The organism is Lelliottia jeotgali (assembly GCF_977070485.1).
The window spans coordinates 1-21,888 of sequence record NZ_CDRVFO010000001.1; the positions used below are offsets into that span (position 1 = coordinate 1).

At 61.9% G+C, this 21,888-nt stretch carries 17 protein-coding genes; 6 read left to right on the forward strand and 11 right to left on the reverse strand.

The features are described 5' to 3' along the window. The first annotated feature begins 372 nt into the window (after positions 1–372). Complete coding sequence (locus ACW4TB_RS00005; RefSeq protein ID WP_279930278.1) at positions 373–2,214, forward strand: amidohydrolase; 1,842 nt, start codon at positions 373–375, stop codon at positions 2,212–2,214. A gap of 149 nt (positions 2,215–2,363) precedes the next feature. On the opposite strand, the gene ACW4TB_RS00010 is transcribed toward ACW4TB_RS00005, so the two are convergent. The 4 genes from ACW4TB_RS00010 to ACW4TB_RS00025 form a co-directional block, all read right to left on the reverse strand. Continuing rightward, a complete protein-coding gene (locus ACW4TB_RS00010; RefSeq protein WP_012312170.1) occupies positions 2,364–2,636 on the reverse strand; it encodes a DUF3077 domain-containing protein in 273 nt (90 codons plus the stop codon). 4 nt (positions 2,637–2,640) lie between these two features. Continuing rightward, the gene (locus tag ACW4TB_RS00015) at positions 2,641–2,910 is read right to left on the reverse strand and encodes a hypothetical protein (protein ID WP_012312171.1); all 270 of its coding nucleotides are present in this window, start codon (positions 2,908–2,910) and stop codon (positions 2,641–2,643) included. Positions 2,911–3,275: 365 nt separating this feature from the next. Further along, positions 3,276–4,538: an OprD family porin gene (locus ACW4TB_RS00020; protein ID WP_279930106.1), complete on the reverse strand. Its 1,263-nt coding sequence runs from the start codon at positions 4,536–4,538 to the stop codon at positions 3,276–3,278. A gap of 118 nt (positions 4,539–4,656) precedes the next feature. Further along, on the reverse strand, positions 4,657–5,568 hold the full coding sequence (locus ACW4TB_RS00025; protein ID WP_012312173.1) for a LysR substrate-binding domain-containing protein: 912 nt from the start codon (positions 5,566–5,568) through the stop codon (positions 4,657–4,659). 135 nt (positions 5,569–5,703) lie between these two features. On the opposite strand from ACW4TB_RS00025, the gene ycaC (ACW4TB_RS00030) reads away from it, so the two are divergent. Then, on the forward strand, positions 5,704–6,333 hold the full coding sequence (gene ycaC / locus ACW4TB_RS00030) for an isochorismate family cysteine hydrolase YcaC (protein ID WP_119688057.1): 630 nt from the start codon (positions 5,704–5,706) through the stop codon (positions 6,331–6,333). 196 nt (positions 6,334–6,529) lie between these two features. Here ycaC (ACW4TB_RS00030) and ACW4TB_RS00035 read toward each other — a convergent pair whose 3' ends face one another. The 3 genes from ACW4TB_RS00035 to ACW4TB_RS00045 form a co-directional block, all read right to left on the reverse strand. Continuing rightward, entirely contained in the window at positions 6,530–7,108 is a 579-nt protein-coding gene (locus tag ACW4TB_RS00035) for a PBECR2 nuclease fold domain-containing protein (RefSeq protein WP_254466971.1), read from the reverse strand. 195 nt (positions 7,109–7,303) lie between these two features. Continuing rightward, positions 7,304–9,091 (reverse strand): monovalent cation:proton antiporter-2 (CPA2) family protein, encoded by a 1,788-nt coding sequence (locus ACW4TB_RS00040; RefSeq protein ID WP_279930098.1) that lies wholly within the window; start codon positions 9,089–9,091, stop codon positions 7,304–7,306. 162 nt (positions 9,092–9,253) lie between these two features. Continuing rightward, positions 9,254–10,228 carry a GlxA family transcriptional regulator gene (locus ACW4TB_RS00045; protein WP_012312175.1) on the reverse strand — a complete coding sequence of 325 codons (975 nt, stop codon included), beginning with the start codon at positions 10,226–10,228 and terminating at the stop codon, positions 9,254–9,256. Positions 10,229–10,406: 178 nt separating this feature from the next. On the opposite strand from ACW4TB_RS00045, the gene ACW4TB_RS00050 reads away from it, so the two are divergent. Next, the gene (locus ACW4TB_RS00050) at positions 10,407–10,778 is read left to right on the forward strand and encodes a helix-turn-helix domain-containing protein (RefSeq protein WP_039602819.1); all 372 of its coding nucleotides are present in this window, start codon (positions 10,407–10,409) and stop codon (positions 10,776–10,778) included. 73 nt (positions 10,779–10,851) lie between these two features. Beyond that, a complete protein-coding gene (gene ycaC / locus ACW4TB_RS00055; protein WP_012312177.1) occupies positions 10,852–11,478 on the forward strand; it encodes an isochorismate family cysteine hydrolase YcaC in 627 nt (208 codons plus the stop codon). Positions 11,479–11,537: 59 nt separating this feature from the next. On the opposite strand, the gene ACW4TB_RS00060 is transcribed toward ycaC (ACW4TB_RS00055), so the two are convergent. After that, positions 11,538–16,595: a trifunctional serine/threonine-protein kinase/ATP-binding protein/sensor histidine kinase gene (locus ACW4TB_RS00060; protein WP_279930093.1), complete on the reverse strand. Its 5,058-nt coding sequence runs from the start codon at positions 16,593–16,595 to the stop codon at positions 11,538–11,540. A 241-nt stretch (positions 16,596–16,836) separates the two neighbouring features. On the opposite strand from ACW4TB_RS00060, the gene ACW4TB_RS00065 reads away from it, so the two are divergent. After that, positions 16,837–17,829, forward strand: coding sequence for a response regulator (locus tag ACW4TB_RS00065; RefSeq protein WP_279930090.1), 993 nt, complete (start codon positions 16,837–16,839; stop codon positions 17,827–17,829). Beyond that, complete coding sequence (locus ACW4TB_RS00070) at positions 17,826–18,200, forward strand: response regulator transcription factor (protein WP_254466975.1); 375 nt, start codon at positions 17,826–17,828, stop codon at positions 18,198–18,200. Before ACW4TB_RS00065 ends, ACW4TB_RS00070 begins: the two co-directional genes overlap by 4 nt. Before the next feature lie 203 nt (positions 18,201–18,403). Here the strand turns inward: ACW4TB_RS00070 and ACW4TB_RS00075 are convergent, their stop codons facing one another. The 3 genes from ACW4TB_RS00075 to ACW4TB_RS00085 form a co-directional block, all read right to left on the reverse strand. Further along, on the reverse strand, positions 18,404–19,711 hold the full coding sequence (locus tag ACW4TB_RS00075; protein WP_012312181.1) for an Nramp family divalent metal transporter: 1,308 nt from the start codon (positions 19,709–19,711) through the stop codon (positions 18,404–18,406). A 219-nt stretch (positions 19,712–19,930) separates the two neighbouring features. Next, positions 19,931–20,191 carry a DUF2790 domain-containing protein gene (locus tag ACW4TB_RS00080; protein ID WP_012312182.1) on the reverse strand — a complete coding sequence of 87 codons (261 nt, stop codon included), beginning with the start codon at positions 20,189–20,191 and terminating at the stop codon, positions 19,931–19,933. A 139-nt stretch (positions 20,192–20,330) separates the two neighbouring features. Continuing rightward, entirely contained in the window at positions 20,331–21,821 is a 1,491-nt protein-coding gene (locus ACW4TB_RS00085) for a YifB family Mg chelatase-like AAA ATPase (RefSeq protein ID WP_012312183.1), read from the reverse strand. Between the last annotated feature and the right edge of the window lie 67 nt (positions 21,822–21,888).

Sequence of the window (21,888 nt, forward strand, 5' to 3'; positions counted from 1 at the left end):
CCACGGTCTGTACTGCTGCGAACAGTCAGAAGCCGGCTTTAGGTCCCACCCACCCCTTCGAGTCCTACCATACAAGCCGGCTTGCCGGCGAAGGGCCGGCCCCGGCAGCACAAAATGTGAACGGGGCTAACCTTCATCAACCCACCGCACATCCATGCAATCCTTGGCCAGGCTTGAACCGGCATGCTCCGCAGTTGCCCCAGCCACCGCCGCACCCAGACGGAGAAGAAGATGTCCCAGGACCCCAACGACAAGACCCGTCGCCAGTTCCTCGCTACCAGTACCGTGCTCGGTGCCGCCGGCGCGCTCTGGTCCGCATTGCCCTTCACCGGCGCCGCCGGCTCCGCCCACGCATCCATCCAAGGAGGTTCCATGACCGCCGACCTGATCCTGTTCAACGGCAAGCTGCATACAGTCGACCGTGAAAAGCCCACGGCCACCGCCGTCGCCATCAAGGATGGCCGCTTCATTGCCGTGGGCAACGACGCCGAGGCCATGGCCCACAAGGGTGCTGCCACGCAGATCATCGACCTGAAGCAGCGCACGGTTATCCCGGGCCTGAACGACTCGCACCTGCATCTGATCCGCGGCGGCCTGAACTACAACCTTGAACTGCGCTGGGAGGGTGTGCCGTCGGTGGCCGATGCCCTGCGCATGCTCAAGGACCAGGCGGCGCGTACGCCAACCCCGCAGTGGGTGCGCGTGGTCGGTGGCTGGAACGAATTCCAGTTTGCCGAAAAACGCATGCCCACCCTGGAAGAAATCAACCAGGCTGCGCCCGATACCCCGGTGTTCCTGCTGCACCTTTACGACCGCGCACTGCTCAACCGCGCCGCGCTCAAGGCCGTGGGCTACAGCAAGGACACGCCAAACCCGCCGGGCGGTGAAATTCAGCGCGACAAGTTCGGCAACCCGACCGGCATGCTCATCGCCCGCCCCAACGCGATGATCCTTTACGCAACACTGGCCAAAGGGCCGAAGCTGCCGCTGGAATACCAGGTCAACTCGACCCGTCAGTTCATGCGTGAGCTCAACCGCCTGGGCCTGACCAGCGCCATTGACGCAGGTGGCGGCTACCAGAACTTCCCCGACGACTACTCGGTGATTCAGGAGCTGGCCGACAATAACCAGCTGACCGTGCGCATCGCCTACAACCTGTTCACCCAGAAGCCCAAGGAAGAACTGGACGACTTCAGGAAGTGGACCTCCAGCGTCAAGCTGCACAGTGGCACCGACTTCCTGCGCCATAACGGCGCCGGTGAGATGCTGGTGTTCTCTGCCGCCGACTTCGAGGACTTCCTCGAACCGCGCCCGGACCTGCCGCAAACCATGGAAGAAGAGCTGGAACCGGTGGTGCGCCACCTGGTCGAGCAGCGCTGGCCGTTCCGCCTGCACGCTACGTACAACGAATCGATCACGCGCATGCTCGACGTGTTCGAGAAGGTCAACCGCGACATCCCTTTCAACGGGCTGCCATGGTTCTTCGACCACGCCGAGACCATTACCCCGCAGAACATCGAGCGCGTGCGTGCGTTGGGCGGTGGTATTGCCATCCAGGACCGCATGGCCTTCCAGGGTGAGTACTTCGTCGATCGCTATGGTGCGAAAGCCGCCGAGCAGACCCCGCCGATCAAGCGCATGCTCGAAATGGGTGTGCCTGTGGGCGCCGGTACCGACGCCACCCGGGTCTCCAGCTACAACCCGTGGACTTCGCTGTACTGGTTGGTCAGCGGCAAGACCGTAGGCGGTATGGAGCTGTACCCGGAAGGCCTGAGCCGCGACACCGCACTGCAACTGTTCACCCAGGGCAGCGCCTGGTTCTCCAGCGAGCAGGACAAGAAAGGCCAGATCAAGGTTGGCCAGCTGGCGGACCTGGCGGCGCTGTCGCTGGACTTCTTCAGCGTTGATGAAGAGGCGATCAAGGGCATCGAGTCGGTACTGACTATCGTCGACGGCAAGGTGGTGTACGGCGCTGGCGAATTCGACAGGCTTGGCCCGCCACAGGTGCCGGTGCTGCCGGAGTGGTCGCCGGTGGCCAAGGTGCCGGGGCACTGGCGCGTGGGTACGCCATCACTGGCTGCAGCGGTGCACCAGTGCAGCGGGCCTTGCGGGGTGCATGCGCACAGCCATGAAAAGGCGCGGCATTCGAGTGTGCCGGTGAATGACTTCCAGGGCTTCTGGGGAGCCTTGGGGTGTTCGTGCTTTGCGTTTTGAGCTGATGTAAGAAAGGGCGCTCTGCGGTAATGCCAGTCAGTTAGTTATCAGGGCTGCTACGCAGCCCATCGCCGGCAAGCCGACTCCCACAGGGCCTGGTTTGCCGGCGATGGGCCGCAAAGCGGCCCCAAACGCTTGACTGACGGGTATCAACGCTGTCTGTTCTTGGCGATCTCGATATCGTCCATCAGCGCTTTGGCCAACAGGCTCAGATAGTCGGCTGCCGACAGCAGCTTGTGGTCATCCTCCATGTCGCCTTCACGCACCAGGTGCTTGATGTAGCTGAGCAGCACGGATACCTGCTCGTAGGCATCGTCAATCGGAATGCCGGGCTGCACACGCAGCAGATCAACCGGCGGGTTACCCACATCGAGGAAGGTCGCCACGCCAACGGTGGTCAGGACCTTGGGTTCGTCTGCCATGGCTTCACTCCTCGGTCCGTTGGCAAAAAAGCCGAGCGTGCACGTGCTCGACCAGCGAATGGGCGATCTCGCTGGCATGCATGGCATTGCTCAGCATGTTCAGGCCAGGTTCGCCTGCGCGGGCGCGGCAGTGTTCGTCGATGGTTTCGATGACGCCGCGCAACAGCTCGCTGGCATGGGCCAGGGCGTCGGGCGGGTACATGTCGGACTGGACGGTGAAGAATGGGGTAGTGACGGGTTTACGGCTGGGTGGGTCGGGTACGATCTTCTTCATGGTGTAATTCCTTTTTTTTCAAAATGGGAACTACCACTCGAATCTTTCTCACAGATTGTGGGTGGCAGCCGTACGCGGGGTGAGAAAACCGAGGAAAAAAGGCAAAACCCGGCCGAGCCGAAGCCCGCCCACGTACGGCAACCATTACGGTGCTGCTGTTTTATCGGTCGGGTTTCTCACACCCGGTCGCCTGAGCGACCCGAAAACGTTATCCCTGAGGCATTTCCCCGACAACAGCGATACTTCAGCAGCGCTCGTAGGATAATTCCCAAGCAGGTCGATGCTGAAGCATTTGGTTTCAGGTTCAGAAATGTCTTACGGCTAAAGCCTTGGTCTGGAAGACTCCCGCAGAAGAGGTGCTCAGGTCAGAAGCTGCCTTTGAGTGGGTATTCGATGATCAGGTAGATGCGGTCAATGTCGTCGCCTGCCTGTGCCTCGTTGGCGCGGTGGCTGACGTGTGAGAACGACAGGCTGAGGTCCTTGGCGGCGCCGGACTGCACCACATACTTGAGGTCGATGTCGCGTTCCCAGTGGCGCCCACCTTGACCCTGCTGGCCCGTGTAGGCACCGCCCGCCGGAGCATGCGAGCCATCGATCGCGCTACCACTTACATAACGCGCCATCAGGCTAAGACCGGGCACGCTGAGGGTGGCGAAATTGAGGTCGTAGCGCAGTTGCCAAGAGCGCTCGCCTGGGCCGTTGAAGTCGGCGTATTTGATCGAGTTTGCCAGGTAGATGGAGTCGCCGCCGACGAAGTCGAACGGGGTGTCGCCCTCGATCTTCTGGTACGCCAGGGTCACGGCTTGAGCACCGAAGCGGTATTTGCCTGAAAGGCTGTAGGCGAGGGTGTCGATGGCGCCGGCACTGGCGTTGCCGGTGTCGCGGGTCTGGTACAGGTTGCCGTCCAGGCGCCAGTTGCCCTCGGCCAGGTTCAGGTTGAGGTAGGCCTGGCGCCAGGTGTCCTGCAGCTGCCCGGCGTACAGCGCGCCGCCGAACGGCCCATCAGGCGCGAAAGTGGCGCCGGCCAGGCTGATGGCTCGGCCTTGGGTGGTGGCGCCGTAGCCGCTGAAGTCGTCATGGGTCGAGCTGTTGTCCTGGTTGTTGAACGCGGTGAAGCGCCCAGCCTGCAGGTGCCAGTCGGGCAGGTCGGTGTTCTCCAGCAGCCAGCCGGTGGCGTATTCCGGGTGCAGGCGTTTGTCGCCGGTGTCGAACACCGGGGTTTCCACCATCAATTCGCCGTAGCGCAATTGCGTGTTGCCCAGGCGGAACTTCAGGGCGGCGCCGGCGCTGGAATAGTCGGACGCGGCGCGGCCGTCGCTGTCACGTGGCAGCAGGCCGGTGCCGGCATGGCCTCGGCCACCGTCGAGCTTGAGGCCAAGGAAACCATGGGCGTCGATGCCTACACCGACAGGGCCTTCGGTGAAACCGGAGCGAATCTCGCCGATGAAACCTTGGGCCCATTCCTGGCGGTAGTTCTGGCCGCTGCCGGAAGGCGAGCGGAAGTCGCTGTGCAGAAAATAGTTGCGGCTGAGCAGCGACCAGCCGGGGTCTTCTGCCTGACTGAGCGCGGGGCAGAGGGCGAGGGTGGCGAGCAGGGCGCGGCCTGGTCCGTGAGTGGCGCGGATCATGGGGGCTCCGGGATGGATGATCCGGGACTGTGCGGGAAGCGTAGAACAGGGTCTTGTAAGGGTGTGCTGGTTTAGATGGCCCTATCGCCGGCAAGCCTGCGATAGGGCCTGTACTGACTCAGGCCATGTCGCTGATCGCGAATTCCTCCGCCAGGTGATCGATCAGCGACCGCACCGACGGCAGCAACCCACGCCGCGAAGGAAAGATGGCATGCACGATGCCGCAGCGCGGGTGCCACTGCGGCAACAGTTCCACCAAACGGCCTTCGGCCAGGTCTTCGCGCACCGCCACCCGTGGCAAGTGCGCGATACCAACTCCGGCCACCACGAAATGGCGCAGGGCAAACAGGTCATCGGTGACCATGCGCGGTGTGTGCGGGATCACGATGCTGCGGCTCATGTCCTCGCCCTGGAACAGCTCCCACTGGTACTCGCGCTGGGCGCTACCCCAATGCACGCTGGGCAGCGTGCCGAGCAACTGCGGGTTGAAGCCCTTGGGCAAGTGCTCCAGATACTGCGGGTGCCCCACCAGGCACTGGGTGCTGTTGCTCAGTACTTTCATCACCATGTCGGTGTTTTCCAGCGGCGGGAAGCGCACGCGCAGCGCTACGTCGAAGCCTTCGTGCAGCAGGTCGACGCGGCGGTTGGTGCTCTCGATGAACAGCTCTACCTGCGGATACTTGAGCATGTAGCGGGTGAGCATTGGCCCGACCCAGGAGTTGAGCAGGGTAGTCGGGCAGCTGATGCGCACCAGCCCGCGCGGTTCGCTGCGGTTGCGCTCGATGATTTCTGCCGCGCCCTCGGCCTCTACGCGCATGGCCAGACAACGGTTGTAGTAGGCCTGGCCGATCTCGGTGAGCGAACAGTGCCGGCTGGTGCGGTGCAGCAGGCGCACGCCCAGGCGGTCCTCAAGGTCGGCGATGCGGCGGCTGAGTTTCGACTTGGGCATGTCCAGCGCCCGCCCGGCCGGGGCGAAGCCGCCGTGCTCTACCACTTGGGTGAAGTAGTAGAGGGAGTTGAGGTCTTCCAATGATCGTTCTCCAGGTGGAACGCTAAGGGCAATTTTCGCAGTCTACCGCTCTAAAGGTGATGATTTTAATCTGTGCCCATCAACGCGAAACACCCCAGATTGCTGAAAAATTCATAAACCTAAGGAGCACAGAACATGAGCAAATTCACCTACAACCGCCTCAACAAAGACGACGCTGCCGTGCTGCTGGTCGACCACCAGGCTGGGCTGCTGTCGCTGGTGCGTGACATCGAGCCTGACAAGTTCAAGAACAACGTGCTGGCCCTGGCGGACCTTGCCAAGTTCTTCAACCTGCCGACCATCCTCACCACCAGCTTCGAGCAAGGCCCCAACGGCCCGCTGGTACCGGAGCTCAAAGCACTGTTCCCGGACGCCCCGTACATTGCCCGCCCTGGCCAGATCAACGCCTGGGACAACGAAGAATTCGTCAAGGCGGTGAAGGCTACTGGCAAGAAGCAGCTGATTATTGCCGGTGTGGTGACCGAGGTGTGTGTGGCGTTCCCGGCACTGTCGGCGCTGGAAGAAGAGTTCGACGTGTTCGTGGTGACCGATGCATCCGGCACCTTCAACGAGATGACCCGCGATGCGGCCCATGACCGCATGAGCCAGGCGGGTGCGCAGATGATGACCTGGTTTGGTGTAGCGTGTGAGCTGCATCGCGACTGGCGCAACGATGTTGAAGGGCTGGCGGCGCTGTGCTCCAACCACATCCCGGATTATCGGAATTTGATGACCAGCTATAACGCGTTGACTGCTGGTAAGTAATACAAAGTAACTTGACGGATGGCTTCTGCAAAAGGGCCATAGTTGACTTGATCCAGAAGTGTTGTTAGCGTTTTAACTGAGCGCGAAACCAGCTGCCATTCAGCGGCAATAGCTGGTGTAGGAACCCCGTCGATGGCTGGATCATCAACGTCGGGTGAGACCTCCACACCCTGGCTTGAGGGCGTGTATATGAATATCAAGCATGATTACAGGGCCACTGGTGACAGTGGCCCTTTTCTTTGCTCGACAGCACACAGTATCGCTTGTAGAGCAGCTTCCCATGACGATGCTTGTTCAGTGCCTTTGCATCGCACTGCATGAAGTTCCACAACATCTTGCCGTTGTGGAGAGTTACGACCACTAGCATTTGCCGCTTGGTCTCGTAGACGCCTATGAAGGCGAGCCTATTGGTGCCATTGGTGTAAGCGACCTCCCACACCTCGAACGGCCCGGTTAATGTATCCAGCGCTACTTTCACATATCGCTCCCTAGCGTCTTGTCGTTTTTCGACGATGTGACGGACACAGCTGCGCTGAATCCGGATGACGCCCATTGGGGTGGTGACCGCTACTGAGTTAGTCCTTGTACTGCTCAAACCCAGATGGAGTGCAGCAAGCTCCATTGCGGCATCGTGCGATGCGGCAGCGGCTAATTCTTCGACAGGATGGTTACGCATTTCACGGACAAGCGTTCTGAGATCGGGCTGTAGCTTGTCCCGCCAGGTATTCTGGCCTTTCTTTTCGGCGACTCTCACGGTTGAATTATTGGGGCTCAATGGATACCTGGCTGCGATCAGAGCCGCTGAAGCGGTAGCGACCAAGTGAGCCTATGGAGAAGGGTTTCCGCGGGCTATCAGACGAGGGGGGACCAATTGTGTAGGGCTTTTCCTCAATTGAGGTGGGGTAGTCCTCGACGCTTCCAGGCCAAAAAAAGAGGGCCTGAGCCCTCTTTGTGTGTCGACGTACAAGCCTCAATCCGCATCCGAATCAAACAACCGCTCCAACTCCACCCGCGCTTCGTTGGCCGTCTGCATCACCTTGGCCCGGTCATCACGCACCTGCCCCTGCGCCTCCAGCACTTCCTCGTCATGCTGGGCAAACCGATCGATGCGGTCCGCCGCCTGTTCACTGCTCAGCCCCAACCCGACCAGCGCCCGGCGGGTCATTTCCAGGCTCGAATAGAACGTCTCGCGAATTGGCTCTGCGCCCACGTCTACCAGCTTGTGCACATGCTGCCGGTTACGCGCGCGTGCCAGTACCTTAAGGTGTGGGTACAGGCGTTTGACCCGCTCCGCGGTGCGTGTGGTCACTTCCGGGTCGTCGGTGGTGATGACGAAATACTCCGCTTCGCCGACCTTGGCTGCATGCAGCACCTCGGGGCGCTGCGGGTCGCCGTAGAACACCGGGGCCTGTTCGAACATACGGGTCATCTCGATGGCGTCCACCGAGGTTTCCAAGGCGACGAAGGGGATTTTCTGCGCCCGCAGGATACGCGAGACGATTTGCCCCATGCGGCCCATGCCGACGATCACCACACGCGGGGTACCGGCATCGATGGCCTTGTATTGCTCGGGTACTTCGCGTGCAGGTTGCGTGTGCTTGAGGGCGCGGGCGCAGCCGAGCATCAGCAGCGGGGTGAGGGCCATCGACAGGGTGATGGTCATCAGCAGCAGGTCGTAGGTCTGAGTGTCGAACAGGCCCTGGTCCTTGCCCAGCTTGAACACCACGAAGGCGAACTCACCACCGGCGGCCAGCACCATCCCCAGGCGCAGTGCGCTGGCGCTGTTCAGGCCTCCGGCCAGGCGGCCGACGCCGATCAGCAGCACCAGTTTGACCGTCACCAACAACAGGGTCAGGCCCAGCAGAACGAGCGGCATTTCCAGCAGCAGGCTGAGGTTTGCGCCCATGCCGACACTCATGAAAAACAGCCCCAGCAGCAGGCCTTTGAACGGTTCGATCTGCGATTCCAGCTCATGTCGGTATTCCGAGTCGGCCAGCAGCAGGCCCGCGAGGAAGGCGCCCAGGGCCATGGAAATGCCGGCTTCCTCCATCAGCCAGGCGGTGCCGATCACTACCAGCAGCGCGGTGGCGGTCGACACTTCCGGTAGGCCGGTGCGGGCCACGATGCGGAACACCGGGCGCAGTAGGTAGCGCCCGCCGACGATCACCACAGCGATGCTGGCGAAGACGTTCAGGCCATTTTGCAGGCTGTCACCGTGGCTGGTCTCCGGGCCGCTGGCGGCCAGCAGTGGCACCAGGGCGATCAGCGGGATCGCGGCGATGTCCTGGAACAGCAAGATGGCGAATGCCAGGCGGCCATGCGGGGCGTTGAGCTGCTTGTTCTCGGCCAGGCTCTGCAGGCCCAGGGCGGTGGACGAAAGGGCCAGGCCAAGGCCTACCACGATGGCGGCAGAGAGTGACTGGCCGAAGCCGAACAGGGCGATGGCGCCGATGAGTGCGCCGGTCAGCAGCACCTGTGCAGTACCGACGCCGAACACTGACTTACGCATCAGCCACAGGCGCTTGGGCGACAGTTCTAGGCCGATGATGAACAGCAGCAGGACCACGCCCAGCTCGGAAATGTGCGCCACACTTTCGGTGTCGCGGATAAGACCCAAGGCCTGTGGGCCGATGGCCACGCCAGCCAGCAGGTAGCCGATAACGGCGCCAAGTTGCAGGCGTTTGGCCAGGGGGACGGCGAGGACGGCGGCGAGCAAGAAGATCACCGCGGTTTGCAGAAGGCTGCCTTCGTGTGGCATTGGCTCGAACTCCATGAGCTGCCGGGGCAGCGTTAGAACAGTGTGGCGGGCAATTCTGGGGATTGCCGGTGCCTAAGACAATCTGCCGGAGAGGAGAAACATTGTCCCACCAAGTGTGACAGTCTTGCCTGGCCTCTTTGCGGGCAACAGAGATCTATCAGCTCAAATGCCGCCAAACTGCGCCCGATACTGCGCCGGCGTCATCCCTATCCGCTCGCAGAACACTTTGCGCATATGCCGGTCGCTGCCAAAGCCACATTGCGCCGCCACCACCTTTAACGGCCGGTCGCTGCCTTCGAGCAGTTTGCGTGCCTGGTCGATCCGCGCGTTCTGCAGGTACTGCAACGGCGTGATGCCCACCTCGCGCTGAAAGGTACGCGCGAAATTGCGCCCACTCATCGCCACCAGATCGGCCATCTTCTGCACGGTAAAAGCCTGGTCGATATGGTCGACGACATACGCTTGTACCCGTGCTGTTACCGAGCCGTCCCGTGGCACCGCCGCGAGCAGTGGACTGTAGGGCGTCTGCCCGCCCTGGCGATGACGGGCCACCAGTAGCACCTTGGCCACTTCCAGGGCCAGCGCCTTGCCGTGATCTTCCGCGACGACGGCCAACGCCAGGTCGATACCTGCGGTGATACCACCTGAAGTAATCAGGCCACGGTCGACCACATAGATCTGCTCGGTCTCGACTTTCGCCTCGGGGAATGCGCGGGCCAGGCGCTCCACATAATTCCAGTGGGTGGTACAGCGATAGCCGCCCAGCAGCCCGGCCCGGCCGAGCAGGAACACTCCGGTGCAGATGGCGCCGAAGCGTTTGGCACTGTGCACGGCGTGCCCAAGCCAGCGCTCCAGCCTGGGCAGGGCGACGTCATAGGCTCCTGGCCCGCCGGGCACCAGTAGCAGGTCGACGTTGCCCGGTAGGTCTTCCAGGCGCAGGTCTGCCATGACCTTCAGGCCACAGGAGCCCCGAATGGCACTTTGGCTTTCGGCCACGGTGATCAGCCGGTAGCGCCTGTCTTCGGGCAAGAACCGGTTGGCGATGGCGAAGGCGTCCATGGGCCCCGTGACATCCAGCAACAGCACATCGTTGAACAGCACCATGACCACGGTGCGATGAGCGGGATTTTCCTGCATACCTCTTACGCCTTGAATGCTGGCCGCTTGTGCGGCCTGAAGCTGAATTCGGAGTGCATTTTAAGTTATCGGCAGGGCATCGGGGCCAGCAGTGCACAATTAAGAACTATTCAGGTTTGGCTCAGGACTTTGTCATGTCCCGAGGGCGAGACTTCCTGCATTGAACAGGAGAGTCCCCATGAACCCTGGCACGCCCGAAGACAACCCTCATTCCCCCGGTGCCCTGACCCCCGCGCGGTTACGCCAGGCCAAGGAACTGATGCTGCGCAGCTCGCTGTCGATCATTGAGATCGCAGGGGTGTGCAACCTCACCCGTAGCCATTTCTCCCGTGCCTTCAAGGTCAACACCGGCCTTTCGCCCCAGGCCTGGCGACTGCTGGCGCGGATGGAGAAGGCCAAGCGCCTGTTGGCCACCGAGGCGCCTATCACCCATGTGAGCCTGGAGTGCGGTTTTTGCGACCAGGCCCATTTCACTCGCGCCTTCAGCCGCTTGGTCGGCCAACCGCCCAAGGCCTGGCGCCGGGCAGCGCGCATCGACGCACATCCTTAAGACAGTTTTATCCACAGGTATAAGCCCTCGGGACAGTACCGAGGCCATTTTCCCCACCCAAGGAGTTACCCCAATGAGCCAACCAGATTACAAGCGCCTGAACAAAGACGACGCCGTGGTGTTGCTGGTCGACCACCAGACCGGCCTTATCTCACTGGTGCAGGACTTCTCGCCAAATGAATTCAAGAACAACGTTCTGGCGCTGGGCGACCTTGCCAAGTTCTTCGGGCTGCCGACCATTCTCACCACTAGCTTCGAACAAGGTCCTAACGGTCCGCTGGTGCCTGAACTCAAAGAGATGTTCCCGGACGCGCCGTACATCGCCCGCCCTGGCCAGATCAATGCCTGGGACAACGAGGACTTCGTCAAGGCAATCAAGGCCACCGGCCGCAAGCAACTGATCATTGCCGGTGTGGTTACCGACGTGTGCGTGGCGTTCCCGACCCTCTCGGCACTGGCCGAGGGTTTCGAGGTTTTCGTGGTGACAGATGCATCGGGCACCTTCAATCAAACCGTGCAGCAGGCAGCGTGGGTACGCATGACCGAGGCGGGCGCGCAGATGATGAACTGGTTCTCGGTGGCCTGTGAGCTGCACCGTGACTGGCGCAACGATATCGAAGGGCTGGGCAACTTGCTGTCACAGCGCATTCCAAACTACCGCAACCTGATGAACAGCTATGCGGCCTTGAGCGCGCGTTGATGTGAATCAAGGGCCGCTATGCGGCCCAATCGCCTGCAAGCCGGTGCAGACAGCAGAATTCAGACCTGCTGCACCGGGATGGTAAGCCGAATCCTGCACCCACCAAGCGCCGAAACCTGCGCCTGCAACTGCCCTCCATGGGCCTGTACCACCGAATTGCAGATCGCCAGGCCCATCCCCAAACCGCCGCTCTTGGTCGTGTAGAACGCCCCGAATACCTGATCCCGCTCCTCTGGAGCGATGCCCGGGCCGTTATCGTCGACGCAGATCTCCACTTTGTCTGCCAGCACCTCGGATGAAATCTGCAGCCGCCCATCACTGCGATAGCCCGCCAGCGCCTCCAGCGCATTGGTGATGAGGTTGAACACCAACTGCTGCAACTGCACCGGGTCAGCCATCACGCTTACCGCTGCATGCAGCCGGGTCTGCACATCCACCTTGCATTTGCCGGCATCGCCAGAGGTCAGCCGCACTACTTCCAGAATCAGTTCGTCCAGCTTCACCGTCTTGAGTTGCATCGGCGTTTGTTTGGCCAGCGAACGCAGTGCCCGCACGATGTTGGCTGCGCGCTCGCTGTCGTTGCGAATGTCTTCAAGGCCGGCAATGGCTTCCTTCAGATCGGGCGTTTCGCGCTTGAGCCAGCGCAGGCTGGCTGCGGCATTGGAGGCGATACCCAGAAGCGGCTGGCTGATTTCGTGGGCGATGGATGCCGAAAGCTCGTTCATCACCTGCTGGTGCGCACTGCTGGCAAGCTGCGCACGTGAACGGCGCAGTTCGGCTTCCATCTGCGCGCGAGTCTGGTTGTCTTCCGCCAGACGGGTATAGAACTTTGCTGTCTGCAGCGACACCGCCGCTTGTGATGCCAGAATCTCCAGCATGGCCAGGCGCTGGCCGCCGAACAGGTTCGGCACCAGGCGGTTCTCCAGGTAGACCAGGCCGATCAGCACACCCTGAATAACCAGTGGCAGGCACAGTACCGAGCGCGCATTACGCGCCTGCAGCTCCTGGCGGAAGGCTTCCGGGCATTCGCTCAGGGCATCGTTGAGCACCAGCGGTTTCTTGGTGCGCATGGTGGCGTTGATGATCGACAGCGGGGCCTGGGTGAGGAATTTCTGGCAGTTGTCCATGCGCACATGCAGGCCGACATCATCGATATAGGCCAGGGCAGCCATCTGGAACTCGGCGCCACTGACGATCAGCAGTGCGCCGTGATCGGCACCGGAGTGCTGGGTCAGGTGGCCCATAAGCGTCTCGATGAGGCCTTCGAGCAACACCTCTTCGGACAGCGCCCGCGCAGCTTCGATACCCGCTTCCAGGTCCAGCCGCGCCTGGCTGGAGGAACGGTGGGTTTCCTGTACCGGCTGGGTGCGCAGGAACGGGTGCAGTGTCTCGAGTTGACGTACTTTGCCGGTCGCGCCCCAGATATGAAAACAGTCGCGGGCGATGCGCAGGTGCAGGTTGGCGCCAGAGATCAACCCGTTGGGGATGCACACCTCGGCCAGTTGTTCATGAGCCAGAGCCTGTTCATGAATGAAACCGGCCGCTGTGGCGGCGATCTGCGCCTGATCGAAGCAGCGGATGGCGGCCATGCCGTCGCCATTGAGTTTGGCGATGACCCCTTCTATCAACAGCAGCTTGTTGCGGAAGGTAACCGGGTTGAAGTTGGCCCAGCTGGCAAAGCGCACGCGCACTGCCTGCAGCGCGGCCAGTTTACTGGCAAGGCTGCCAGGTGCTTCCGGGCTGCCCAGAGCCAGGCCATGAAACAGGTGGTAGTCCGCCAGGTTGATGTGCGCGGGTGCCGCCCAGGCATGCTCGCCAGCACAGGCGAGGCTATGTATGGCCTGCTTGATGTTGCCCAGATAGAAGGCCGACATGCCGCTGAACAGGTGTTTGAAGAACAGAGTCGTTCGTGATTTCACCCCTACGGTCGAGCCTGAGAAGGCGTTGCCACACAGGTCGGCGACGAATGCTTGCTGGGCCAACAGGATATGTTCAATGTCGCTGTAGCTGTACCTGCGCACGGTGGCCAGGCCCTGTGCCACCTCATCGGCTACTTCCGGCAGGTAGCGCCCCATGAACAGCGAGTCCGAGACCAAGTGATTGCTGGCATAGCAACTCATTGCCAGGTCGCCGCTCAGGCGGCCTGAATCAATAGCCTCCAGGGCAGTGCGCCGGGCGAATTCCATGGGTGCGGTCCAGGCGCTGACCTGGTCCAGGGCAAGCAGCGCGCTGGTCAGGTCTGCCTCGAAGCCGTGACGCTCGATCAGTTTCAGCGCCGCCAGGCAGCAGGCATGCCCATCGTGGTAGGCACCGAAGCGCTCGGCGATCATCACGCCGTACCAGGCGAGCCCATACGTGCTGCCTGGCGCAACACCCTGGCTCAGGGACAATTCCATGAGCTTGGCCAAGTGCAGGAAACAGATATCGTCCTGGACGAAAAAAGATGATGAAAGGGTCGCCAGAAGGCCAACGGCAACCGTCACTTCCTGCGCATTGCAACGCGGCAGTGACTCCAGGCAGTGGCGGCCTTTGCGCTCGATCAGGGCCTGCACATGGGCAAAGCTGGCCTCGACCTGGGCCTGATTGCTTCCGCGGTCCAGTGTGATGCCCAGTAGCTCAAGGCCGTAGACCGCTGCGCTGATGGCCGCTTGGTAGTCGCAGCGCAAGGTATGCAGGCGTGCCTGCAGCCTGCATACCCGTGCCTGGTCAAGGGCCGTTCTCGCCCGGTTCTGGCAATCGGCGAGGCGGGCCTCAGCCTGCGGCATGCGTGACAGCTGCATGTCGCACTCCGCTGCCATGCAGGCGATGCTGAAGGCGTGTTCGGCATGGGCTGAGGGTGTCGCGCTGACGCGTAGCACATGGTCGGCGGTGTGCAGGTAGGCGGCCGCCTGGTCAACGGCACCACTGTCGCGCGCACGCAGGGCGGCCTCGTGCAGTAATGGCAGGAAGGCCTCGCAGTCATTCGTTTCGAACGCTTTCGGGCTGGCGCGTTGTAGCTGGTTGGCGATATCGAAGACGGCATCTTGCAGATCGTCTTGCCATGTAAGCTGCATGGCCTGCGCGATCCGCGCATGCAACTGTGCCCGTTCACGCATCGGCGTGAGTTCGTAGGCGGCGTCCTGCACACGGTCATGGGCGAAACCAAGGCCTCTCTGCCCAGGCAGAAGGAAGCCTGCGGCAGTCAGTGCTTTGAGCGATGCGGCGGGTAGCCCTGCAGGCAGCGCCAGGATGCGCTCGAGCAACCGCTCATCGCAGCGGTTGCCCACGGCGCTGGCAATGCGCAGCACATCGCGCTGGACAGCGGGCAGGCGGGCCATGCGTTGGACCATCAGGTCGGCGACGTTATCGGCATAACGGTGGCGCGCCACCGCTTCCAGTGACCATGACCAGCGCATGGCTTGGGTGTCGAACGTAAACAGCCCATCCTCGACCATCGCAGTGAGAATCTGGTTGATGAAAAACGGGTTGCCCGCGGTCTTGTCGTGCACCAGCTGCGCAACCTCCAAAGCCGCCTCCTGCTGCACGTGGTATCGCTCGCCAATAAGCTCTGTCACTGCGCTCACGGTAAGCGGGCGCAGGTTCAAGGTGGTACTGCGCACAGCGGCAGCAGGCGTGAAGGCATTGCTGCTGGGGTGCGCATCGTTGCGCCGGGCGAAAATCAGCAAAAGGTTACCCGGCGGCTTGGCGAACAGCTCCGCCAGCAAGTGCTGTGTGCCATCGTCAGCCCACTGCATGTCATCCAGGAATAGCGCCAGCGGGTGGCCGGGCCGGCTGAACACGTGGAGGAACTCGACGATGGCCCGTAGCTCCTTCTGCAGTGCCGACCGCGTAGGTTTTTCCGGCAGTTCGGGCAGTGGGCCGATGATCAGGTTGAGGTCTGGAGCCAGCTTGCCCAGCAGTCGGCCGCGGCCTTTTAGCCGACGCAGGATCTCGCGGCGCAGCGTTTGGAGGTCCTGGCTGTTTTTCGCCAGCAACTGCGTGGCCAGCGACTGCAGAATTTCGATCCAGGGCGCGTAGGGCACTGCCTGTTCGAGGCTGTTGCATTTCCCGATGGCCCAGTAACCGTCGGCGCCGGCCTTCAGCGCCGTTTCGACCAGGCGTGACTTGCCCATGCCGGTGGCACCACTGACGAACAGCGCTTGCGGTGTGCTGTCACGGCGCAAGGCTTTCATCAGCAGAGCGATCACCTTCTGTTCGGCATCGCGACCGTACAGGCGTTCGCGGCTGGGCGCGATACCGTCCGCGCTGCCCGGTTCAAAGCCTTCGATGGCCTGTGAGGCGGCCCACTGCCGTTGACAGTGGTCAAGGTCGATGGCCAGGGCACGTGCGCTCTGGTAGCGGGCTTCAGGCTCTTTGGCCAGCGCTTTGGCCAGGATGTCGCTGAGCGCCAGCGGCACCCTGGCGTCGACTTCGTTGGCTGCCCGCGGTTGCACGCCGGCATGCAGCTGGCGCCAGTGCAGTGTGTCGCGCCCGCTCAAGGGCAGCTCGCCCAGCAGCAACTGGTAGAGGATCGCGCCCAAGGCATAGATGTCGCTGCGCTGATCGCGGCTGGTGCCATGGGGGCAGAGCTGCTCTGGTGCCAGATAGGACCAGTTGCCGATCGCCATTTGCTGTGCGCTGCCCTGCACTTGAGTGTCGGCGCGAAAGCAACCAAGCCGAACACGTAGCGCTTGCCCGATGCAGATGTGTTTCGGTTGCAAGGCTCCATGCAGCACATTGTGCTCATGTGCCTGCGCCAGGGCCCGCGCAGCGTTTACCGCAACGCGGAGAAAGGGCGCAAGCGCCGCAGGGCCTTGGGCGATGAGGTCAGCGATCGAACGGCCGGCCGGGTATACCAGCAATGGGCCTTCGGCGGAGCGCAGAAAGGCCGAAGGGAGAACCGCCCACTCAGGGTCAAGGTGCAGACGGTAGTCGCGCTCCAGGCGTTGGCAGGCGGCTGGAGCTTCGACCGGGGCGCGCACGGCGAGCCAGGCCAGGCGTGTGACGGGGTCATGCAGGCGGAAGAAGGTGAGGTCACCTTCCTGGTCCAGTTGCGTGATGTCACACCGGCTCAACCAGCCGTCGTCGATAGACTGAGCGTAATCGACGGGCCTTTGCACAAGGCGTTCATCGAGCATCCATCACCCCCCGCTTGGCGACATCCAGAGGCGCGAGTATACGCAGCGAAACCCTTGCGCTTGGTGCATGCAGGCCGCTTGGCAGGAATGGGCACCATCTTGACCGTTATGAGCCCCGGTGCAACGGCGCGCGCTTGTATAGTCCTAAGGCCAACCTATCCCTCGGGATAATTGTTACATCGCGCCCGCTGGCCTAGATTGCACAAGGCCGCGCAACCGCCCGTGCCCGCGAGAGAAGCCCATGATCCGATTAGGCAATGCCCAAGTATCGTTGGAGCGGCGAGAAGCCTTTGTCGACGGCAAGCCGGTCCCATTGGGTGGGCGCGCGTTCGAGGTACTGGCCACTTTGATCAAGGCCAAGGGCCGCGTGGTCGGCAAGGACGAGCTGTTCAGCGAGGTCTGGGCGGGCACGGTGGTTGAAGACAACAACCTGCAGGTGCAGATCTCTTTGCTGCGCAAAGCCTTTGGCGCCCCGGGTCTGATCCAGACGGTACCACGCCGCGGCTACCGGCTGGCTGTCGACGTTGTCCTCGATCTGCCATGCACTGCGCTGGGTAGATCGCCCTTGAAGGATGCGGCAGAGGCCCTCGTGCCTATGGGCGACAGTGCGAGCGTACCGGTGCTCGTGGTGGATGATGACCCGTCGGTGCGCAAGGCTCTGGCGCGGCTGTTCCGTTCGCAGGATATCGCGCATCGGTTGTATGCCTCGGCCGAAGAATTGTTCGAAGGCCAGGTCGAAACGCCCTACGCGTGCCTGTTGCTGGACATGAACCTACCGGAGGCCAGCGGGCTGGAGGTTCAGGATGTGTTGCGTCGGCTCGACCTGCCCTGGCCGATCATCTTCATGACCGGTTACGGCACCATCCCCCTGACGGTGCAAGCCATGCGCGCAGGTGCGGTGGAGTTTCTGACCAAGCCCTTTGACGAAGTCCAGTTGCTGGCGGTACTCGACGCTGCGCGCGCACGTGCCATGGTGCAAGGACGCAAATGGCATCAAGCGCGGCAGGTGAAGCAGAAATACCAGCGCCTTACCCAGCGTGAGCGCCAGGTGTTCTCGTTGGTGGTCGATGGCCTTTCGCACAAACAGATTGCCAAGCAGATCGGCACCAGTGAGGTGACGACCAAGGTCCACAAGAAGAACATCATGAACAAGATGCAGTCCCGCTCACTGGTCGAACTGGTAGCCATGCACCACGTCATCGAATCGCGTGTCGAGGGCCAGGGCCCGGCATGAACAGTGCGGTGTGTATCGTTGATGACGATGCTTCAGTGCGAAAAAGCCTGGCCAACCTGTTGCGTTCGGCCGGGGTTGCCACGTTGCTGTTCGCCTCAGGTGAAGAGCTGCTGGCATCTGACCTGGCACCGATGGCCGGCTGTGTGCTGTTGGATCTGAAGATGCCTGGGTTGAGCGGCCTTGAGGTTCAGCGGGAGATGGCGCGGCTGGGTTGGCGGTTGCCGGTGATCTGTATGTCGGCGCATTGGGATGATTTGGCGGTGGAGGCGTCTATGCGCAACGGGGCCTTGGCATGCCTTGGTAAACCGTTCAGCGAAGAGGTTTTGCTTCGGGTTGTCGAAGAAGCACTGGCAGCTTTAAGACATTTCTGAACCTGAAACCAAATGCTTCAGCATTGGCCTGTTTGGAGAATTGAGTAGCGATGGGTTTACGGCTGGGTGGACCGGGTACGATCTCCTTCATGGCTTTTAGCCTATTGGCCAGAGCGCTGATGGACGATATCGAGATCGCCAAGAACAGGCAGCGTTAACCTTCAGTGCACCATCGCCGGCCTGCCGGCGATGGTGCAAGGGGCTCAGCCCAGGCCGAGCAGATCCACACCCAACTGGAAGGCCACCCACAACGCCAGCCCGGTCGCGAATGCCAGCGCGATGTTTTCGAACAGGTTGTTGCGGTATTCCTTGCTGAGCAGCGACTTTTGGTTGGACATGATCAGCAAGCCCAGCGAAATGACGGGCAAGCCGATGATGTTCAACGCACTGACGCCAATGGTCAGGGTCACGAAGTCGGGCATGCCCGGGATCGACCAGATCAGCGGCGTGACCAGAATGAACAGCATGAACCACTTGTGCATCGGGTCTTTGTGGAACTCTTTGCCGTAACGCTCGCGCCGCTGCGGCTGTACATGCTGGAAGGCATCGGTAATCAGCATCGGGAAGGCCGTGGTCTTGCCGGAAATGCTGGCAAACAGCGTGGCGAACACGCCGATGAAGAAGATGTACCAGCCGATCGGGCCGAAGAAGATTTCCAGCGCCTTGCCCAGGTCGCCGAGGGTTTTCACTTCGATGCCGTTCGGCCGCAGGATTTCCGCGCCGACGATCCAGATGGCCAGGTTGATGACGATACCGACGAACACCGCGAACAGCAGGTCGTTGCGCTGGATGCGTTTGTGTTGCGGGCCTACCCAGCCCTTCTGGCGCATCACGTACGGGTGCACGAAGTTGGCCACCGAGCCTGCCACCGCGCCGATCACCGAGACCGCCACTAGCAGCGCCCCGTGCACGCCTTCGTCAGCCGGGATGCTGAAGCCGATCGTACCTTTGACGATACCGGCCACATCCGGGCCAGACATCACGGCCAGTGCCAGAAACGCCAGCGTCATCACGGCGAGCAGGACCTTCATCACGCCTTCGATCATTGCGTAGATGTTGCGCCCGACCAGCATCCACACAGCCAGCACCACAGCCATCGAGCACAGCAGCGGGTAGTCGATGCGCAACAGCATCGCCAAGGCTTCGCCGGCGCCCTTGATCATGTAGGCGTTCATCAGGTGGCCCATCAGCAGCGCATAGGCCAGCATGAACCAGGCAAATACGGGGTGCAGTTGCGCATACCCCTGAAGGATGGTCATGCCTTGGTTATTGCACAGCTGGAAGCGCGCGATGATGTTGACGATCAGGTATCTGAGCAGCAGCGAAACGGCCAGTACCCACATCATGGCGTAACCGTAGTTGGCGCCGGCCACGGATGAGGTTATCAGATCACCTGCGCCAAGCCAGGACAGCACCGCGATGATGCCTGGGCCCAGCAGTTTGATCAGCCGTGTTACACGGCCTTGAGAGGGTGTGGCAGCACTGCCCTCGGCCGAATGAATGCTCGACATGGGGATGTCTCCGATTATTGTTCTTGTTAAACGAGCGCAGTCGAACACAGTAGATAGGATGTCGTACAACTACATTTTGTTTTCAAATGTTTCTAAGTATTACAGATTTTAGGTGATGCCTTGTTACTACTGGTGTCGCGAGCAGATGCCTTGAAAGTGCCAGTATCCTGAAGATGAAAAAGGCCGTTTGCACGGCCTTCCTCAGTCTCGCATGGGCATTTAGTTCTGGTTGCCTTGAGCGTCGTCTGGTTGGTAGTAGCGAATGCTCCGAACCTGGCCAGTGCTGTCCCGGTAGGTCATGGTCGCGGTGCTTGCCTGGCCTTGGCTTGTGGCCGAGGGGGCGAGGCTGATCACTTCGGCGATGTCCAGGTTCATGCCGTAGTGGTAGGGCGTCGCTTCGGTGGACTGGGCAAAGGCGCCGGCGCTGGTGCCCAGTGCAAGGGTAGCGAGGGTGAGTGCGAAAACGGTGCGAAGGGTCATGGTCGTTCTCCAGATTCAGTAAGGGTTGGCGACGATTGCTTGCTGTCTGGAATTAATATTGCGCGCAATTAGTTAGCGCACAAAATATATTGCTGCTATGGGCAGCATTGAGTGCGCATATGAGGGGCAGGCCGCAGGGCTAATGACTACCGGGCCGATACTGCAGGGCCTCGGCCAGATGCGCCCTGGCAATCGTGCTGGCCCCCTCCAGGTCGGCCAGCGTGCGCGCTACCTTCAACAGCCTGTGTGCGGCGCGAAGGGAAAGCGTCAGGCGCTCGCAGGCACTCTCCAGCCAGGCCTGATCGGCGGCGCACAATTCACAGTGCCGGCGCAGCCCCTCTAGGTCCAGAAACGCATTGGCACAGCCTTGCCGGCGGTGCTGCACCTCGCGCGCCTCGGCCACCCTGGCCGCCACATCGGCACTTGTCTCGCCGCAAGGTTGATTGTTGAGCGTGGTGGTTTCACGCGCCACGGTCAGGTGCAGGTCGATGCGGTCCAGCAGCGGGCCGGAAAGCTTGTTGCGGTAGCGCTGGATCTGTTCGGTGCTGCAGCGGCAGCGGCCCGTGGGGTCACCCAGGTAACCGCAAGGGCACGGGTTCATGGCCGCCACCAGTTGGAAGCGCGCCGGAAAGCGTACTTTGTCCCGTGCCCGGGCAATCACGATCTCGCCAGACTCCAGCGGCTCGCGAAGCACCTCAAGTACACGGCGCTCGAACTCCGGCAGCTCATCCAGAAACAGTACCCCATGGTGCGCCAGGGTGATTTCACCTGGCTGTGGCCGGCTGCTTCCGCCTACCAGCGCGGGCCCGGACGCTGAGTGGTGCGGATGGCGAAACGGCCGTTGCGGCCAGCTATCAAGCGGTTTGTGCCCGCTTACCGACTGGATGGCTGCCACTTCCAGCGCTTCATGCTCATCCAGCGGCGGCAGCAGGCCGGGCAGGCGGCTGGCCAGTAGTGTCTTGCCCGTGCCGGGCGGCCCCGTGAACAGCAGGTTATGCGCACCTGAAGCCGCCAGCAGCAAGGCACGCTTGGCGGCCACCTGGCCCTGCACCTCGCTGAGGTCGGGGTAAGGGCGGCTGTGCAGCAACAGACCGTTGGCGGCAAAGGGAGGCAGCGGCACCTGGCCGTTGAGGTGCGCGACCAGTTCCAGCAGGTGCCCCACGGCGTACACCACCAGCCCACCCGCCAGGCTCGCCTCTTCGGCGTTTTCCCGCGGCACCACCAGTGCCCGGCCAGCCTCGCGCGCCGCCAGTGCGGCAGGCAGCACGCCCTGCACCGGGCGCAGCTTGCCCGAAAGCGCCAGCTCGCCCAGGCATTCGATGTCGGTCAACGTGGCCACCGGCACCTGGCCGTCAGCGGCAAGGATGCCCAGGGCGATGGCCAGGTCGTAGCGCCCGCCATCCTTGGGCAGGTCTGCCGGTGCCAGGTTTTGGGTGATGCGCCTTTGCGGGTAGTTCAGCCCGGAGTTGACGATGGCGCTGCGCACCCTGTCCTTGCTTTCCTTGACGGTGGTTTCGGGCAGGCCGACCAGGGTGAGGTGGGGCAGGCCGTTGGCCAGGTGGGTTTCGACGCTGACAGCAGGTGCCTGCACGCCAACCTGGGCGCGGCTGTGGACGAGGGCAAGGGACATGGACGCTCCGTTGTCGATGATGAGGACGCCGCTTCCTGCGGCTTGGGCAAGCATAGAGAGGGTAGGG

Bases quoted from the DNA above. Each gene is read 5' to 3' on its own strand.
- ACW4TB_RS00040 (WP_279930098.1), bottom strand. From the start codon at position 9,091: ATGCCACACGAAGGCAGCCTTCTGCAAACCGCGGTGATCTTCTTGCTC.
- ycaC (WP_012312177.1), top strand. From the start codon at position 10,852: ATGAGCCAACCAGATTACAAGCGCCTGAACAAAGACGACGCCGTGGTG.
- ACW4TB_RS00005 (WP_279930278.1), top strand. From the start codon at position 373: ATGACCGCCGACCTGATCCTGTTCAACGGCAAGCTGCATACAGTCGAC.
- ACW4TB_RS00050 (WP_039602819.1), top strand. From the start codon at position 10,407: ATGAACCCTGGCACGCCCGAAGACAACCCTCATTCCCCCGGTGCCCTG.
- ACW4TB_RS00020 (WP_279930106.1), bottom strand. From the start codon at position 4,538: ATGATCCGCGCCACTCACGGACCAGGCCGCGCCCTGCTCGCCACCCTC.
- ACW4TB_RS00010 (WP_012312170.1), bottom strand. From the start codon at position 2,636: ATGGCAGACGAACCCAAGGTCCTGACCACCGTTGGCGTGGCGACCTTC.
- ACW4TB_RS00080 (WP_012312182.1), bottom strand. From the start codon at position 20,191: ATGACCCTTCGCACCGTTTTCGCACTCACCCTCGCTACCCTTGCACTG.
- ACW4TB_RS00075 (WP_012312181.1), bottom strand. From the start codon at position 19,711: ATGTCGAGCATTCATTCGGCCGAGGGCAGTGCTGCCACACCCTCTCAA.
- ACW4TB_RS00065 (WP_279930090.1), top strand. From the start codon at position 16,837: ATGATCCGATTAGGCAATGCCCAAGTATCGTTGGAGCGGCGAGAAGCC.
- ycaC (WP_119688057.1), top strand. From the start codon at position 5,704: ATGAGCAAATTCACCTACAACCGCCTCAACAAAGACGACGCTGCCGTG.
- ACW4TB_RS00015 (WP_012312171.1), bottom strand. From the start codon at position 2,910: ATGAAGAAGATCGTACCCGACCCACCCAGCCGTAAACCCGTCACTACC.
- ACW4TB_RS00060 (WP_279930093.1), bottom strand. From the start codon at position 16,595: ATGCTCGATGAACGCCTTGTGCAAAGGCCCGTCGATTACGCTCAGTCT.
- ACW4TB_RS00045 (WP_012312175.1), bottom strand. From the start codon at position 10,228: ATGCAGGAAAATCCCGCTCATCGCACCGTGGTCATGGTGCTGTTCAAC.
- ACW4TB_RS00070 (WP_254466975.1), top strand. From the start codon at position 17,826: ATGAACAGTGCGGTGTGTATCGTTGATGACGATGCTTCAGTGCGAAAA.
- ACW4TB_RS00085 (WP_012312183.1), bottom strand. From the start codon at position 21,821: ATGTCCCTTGCCCTCGTCCACAGCCGCGCCCAGGTTGGCGTGCAGGCA.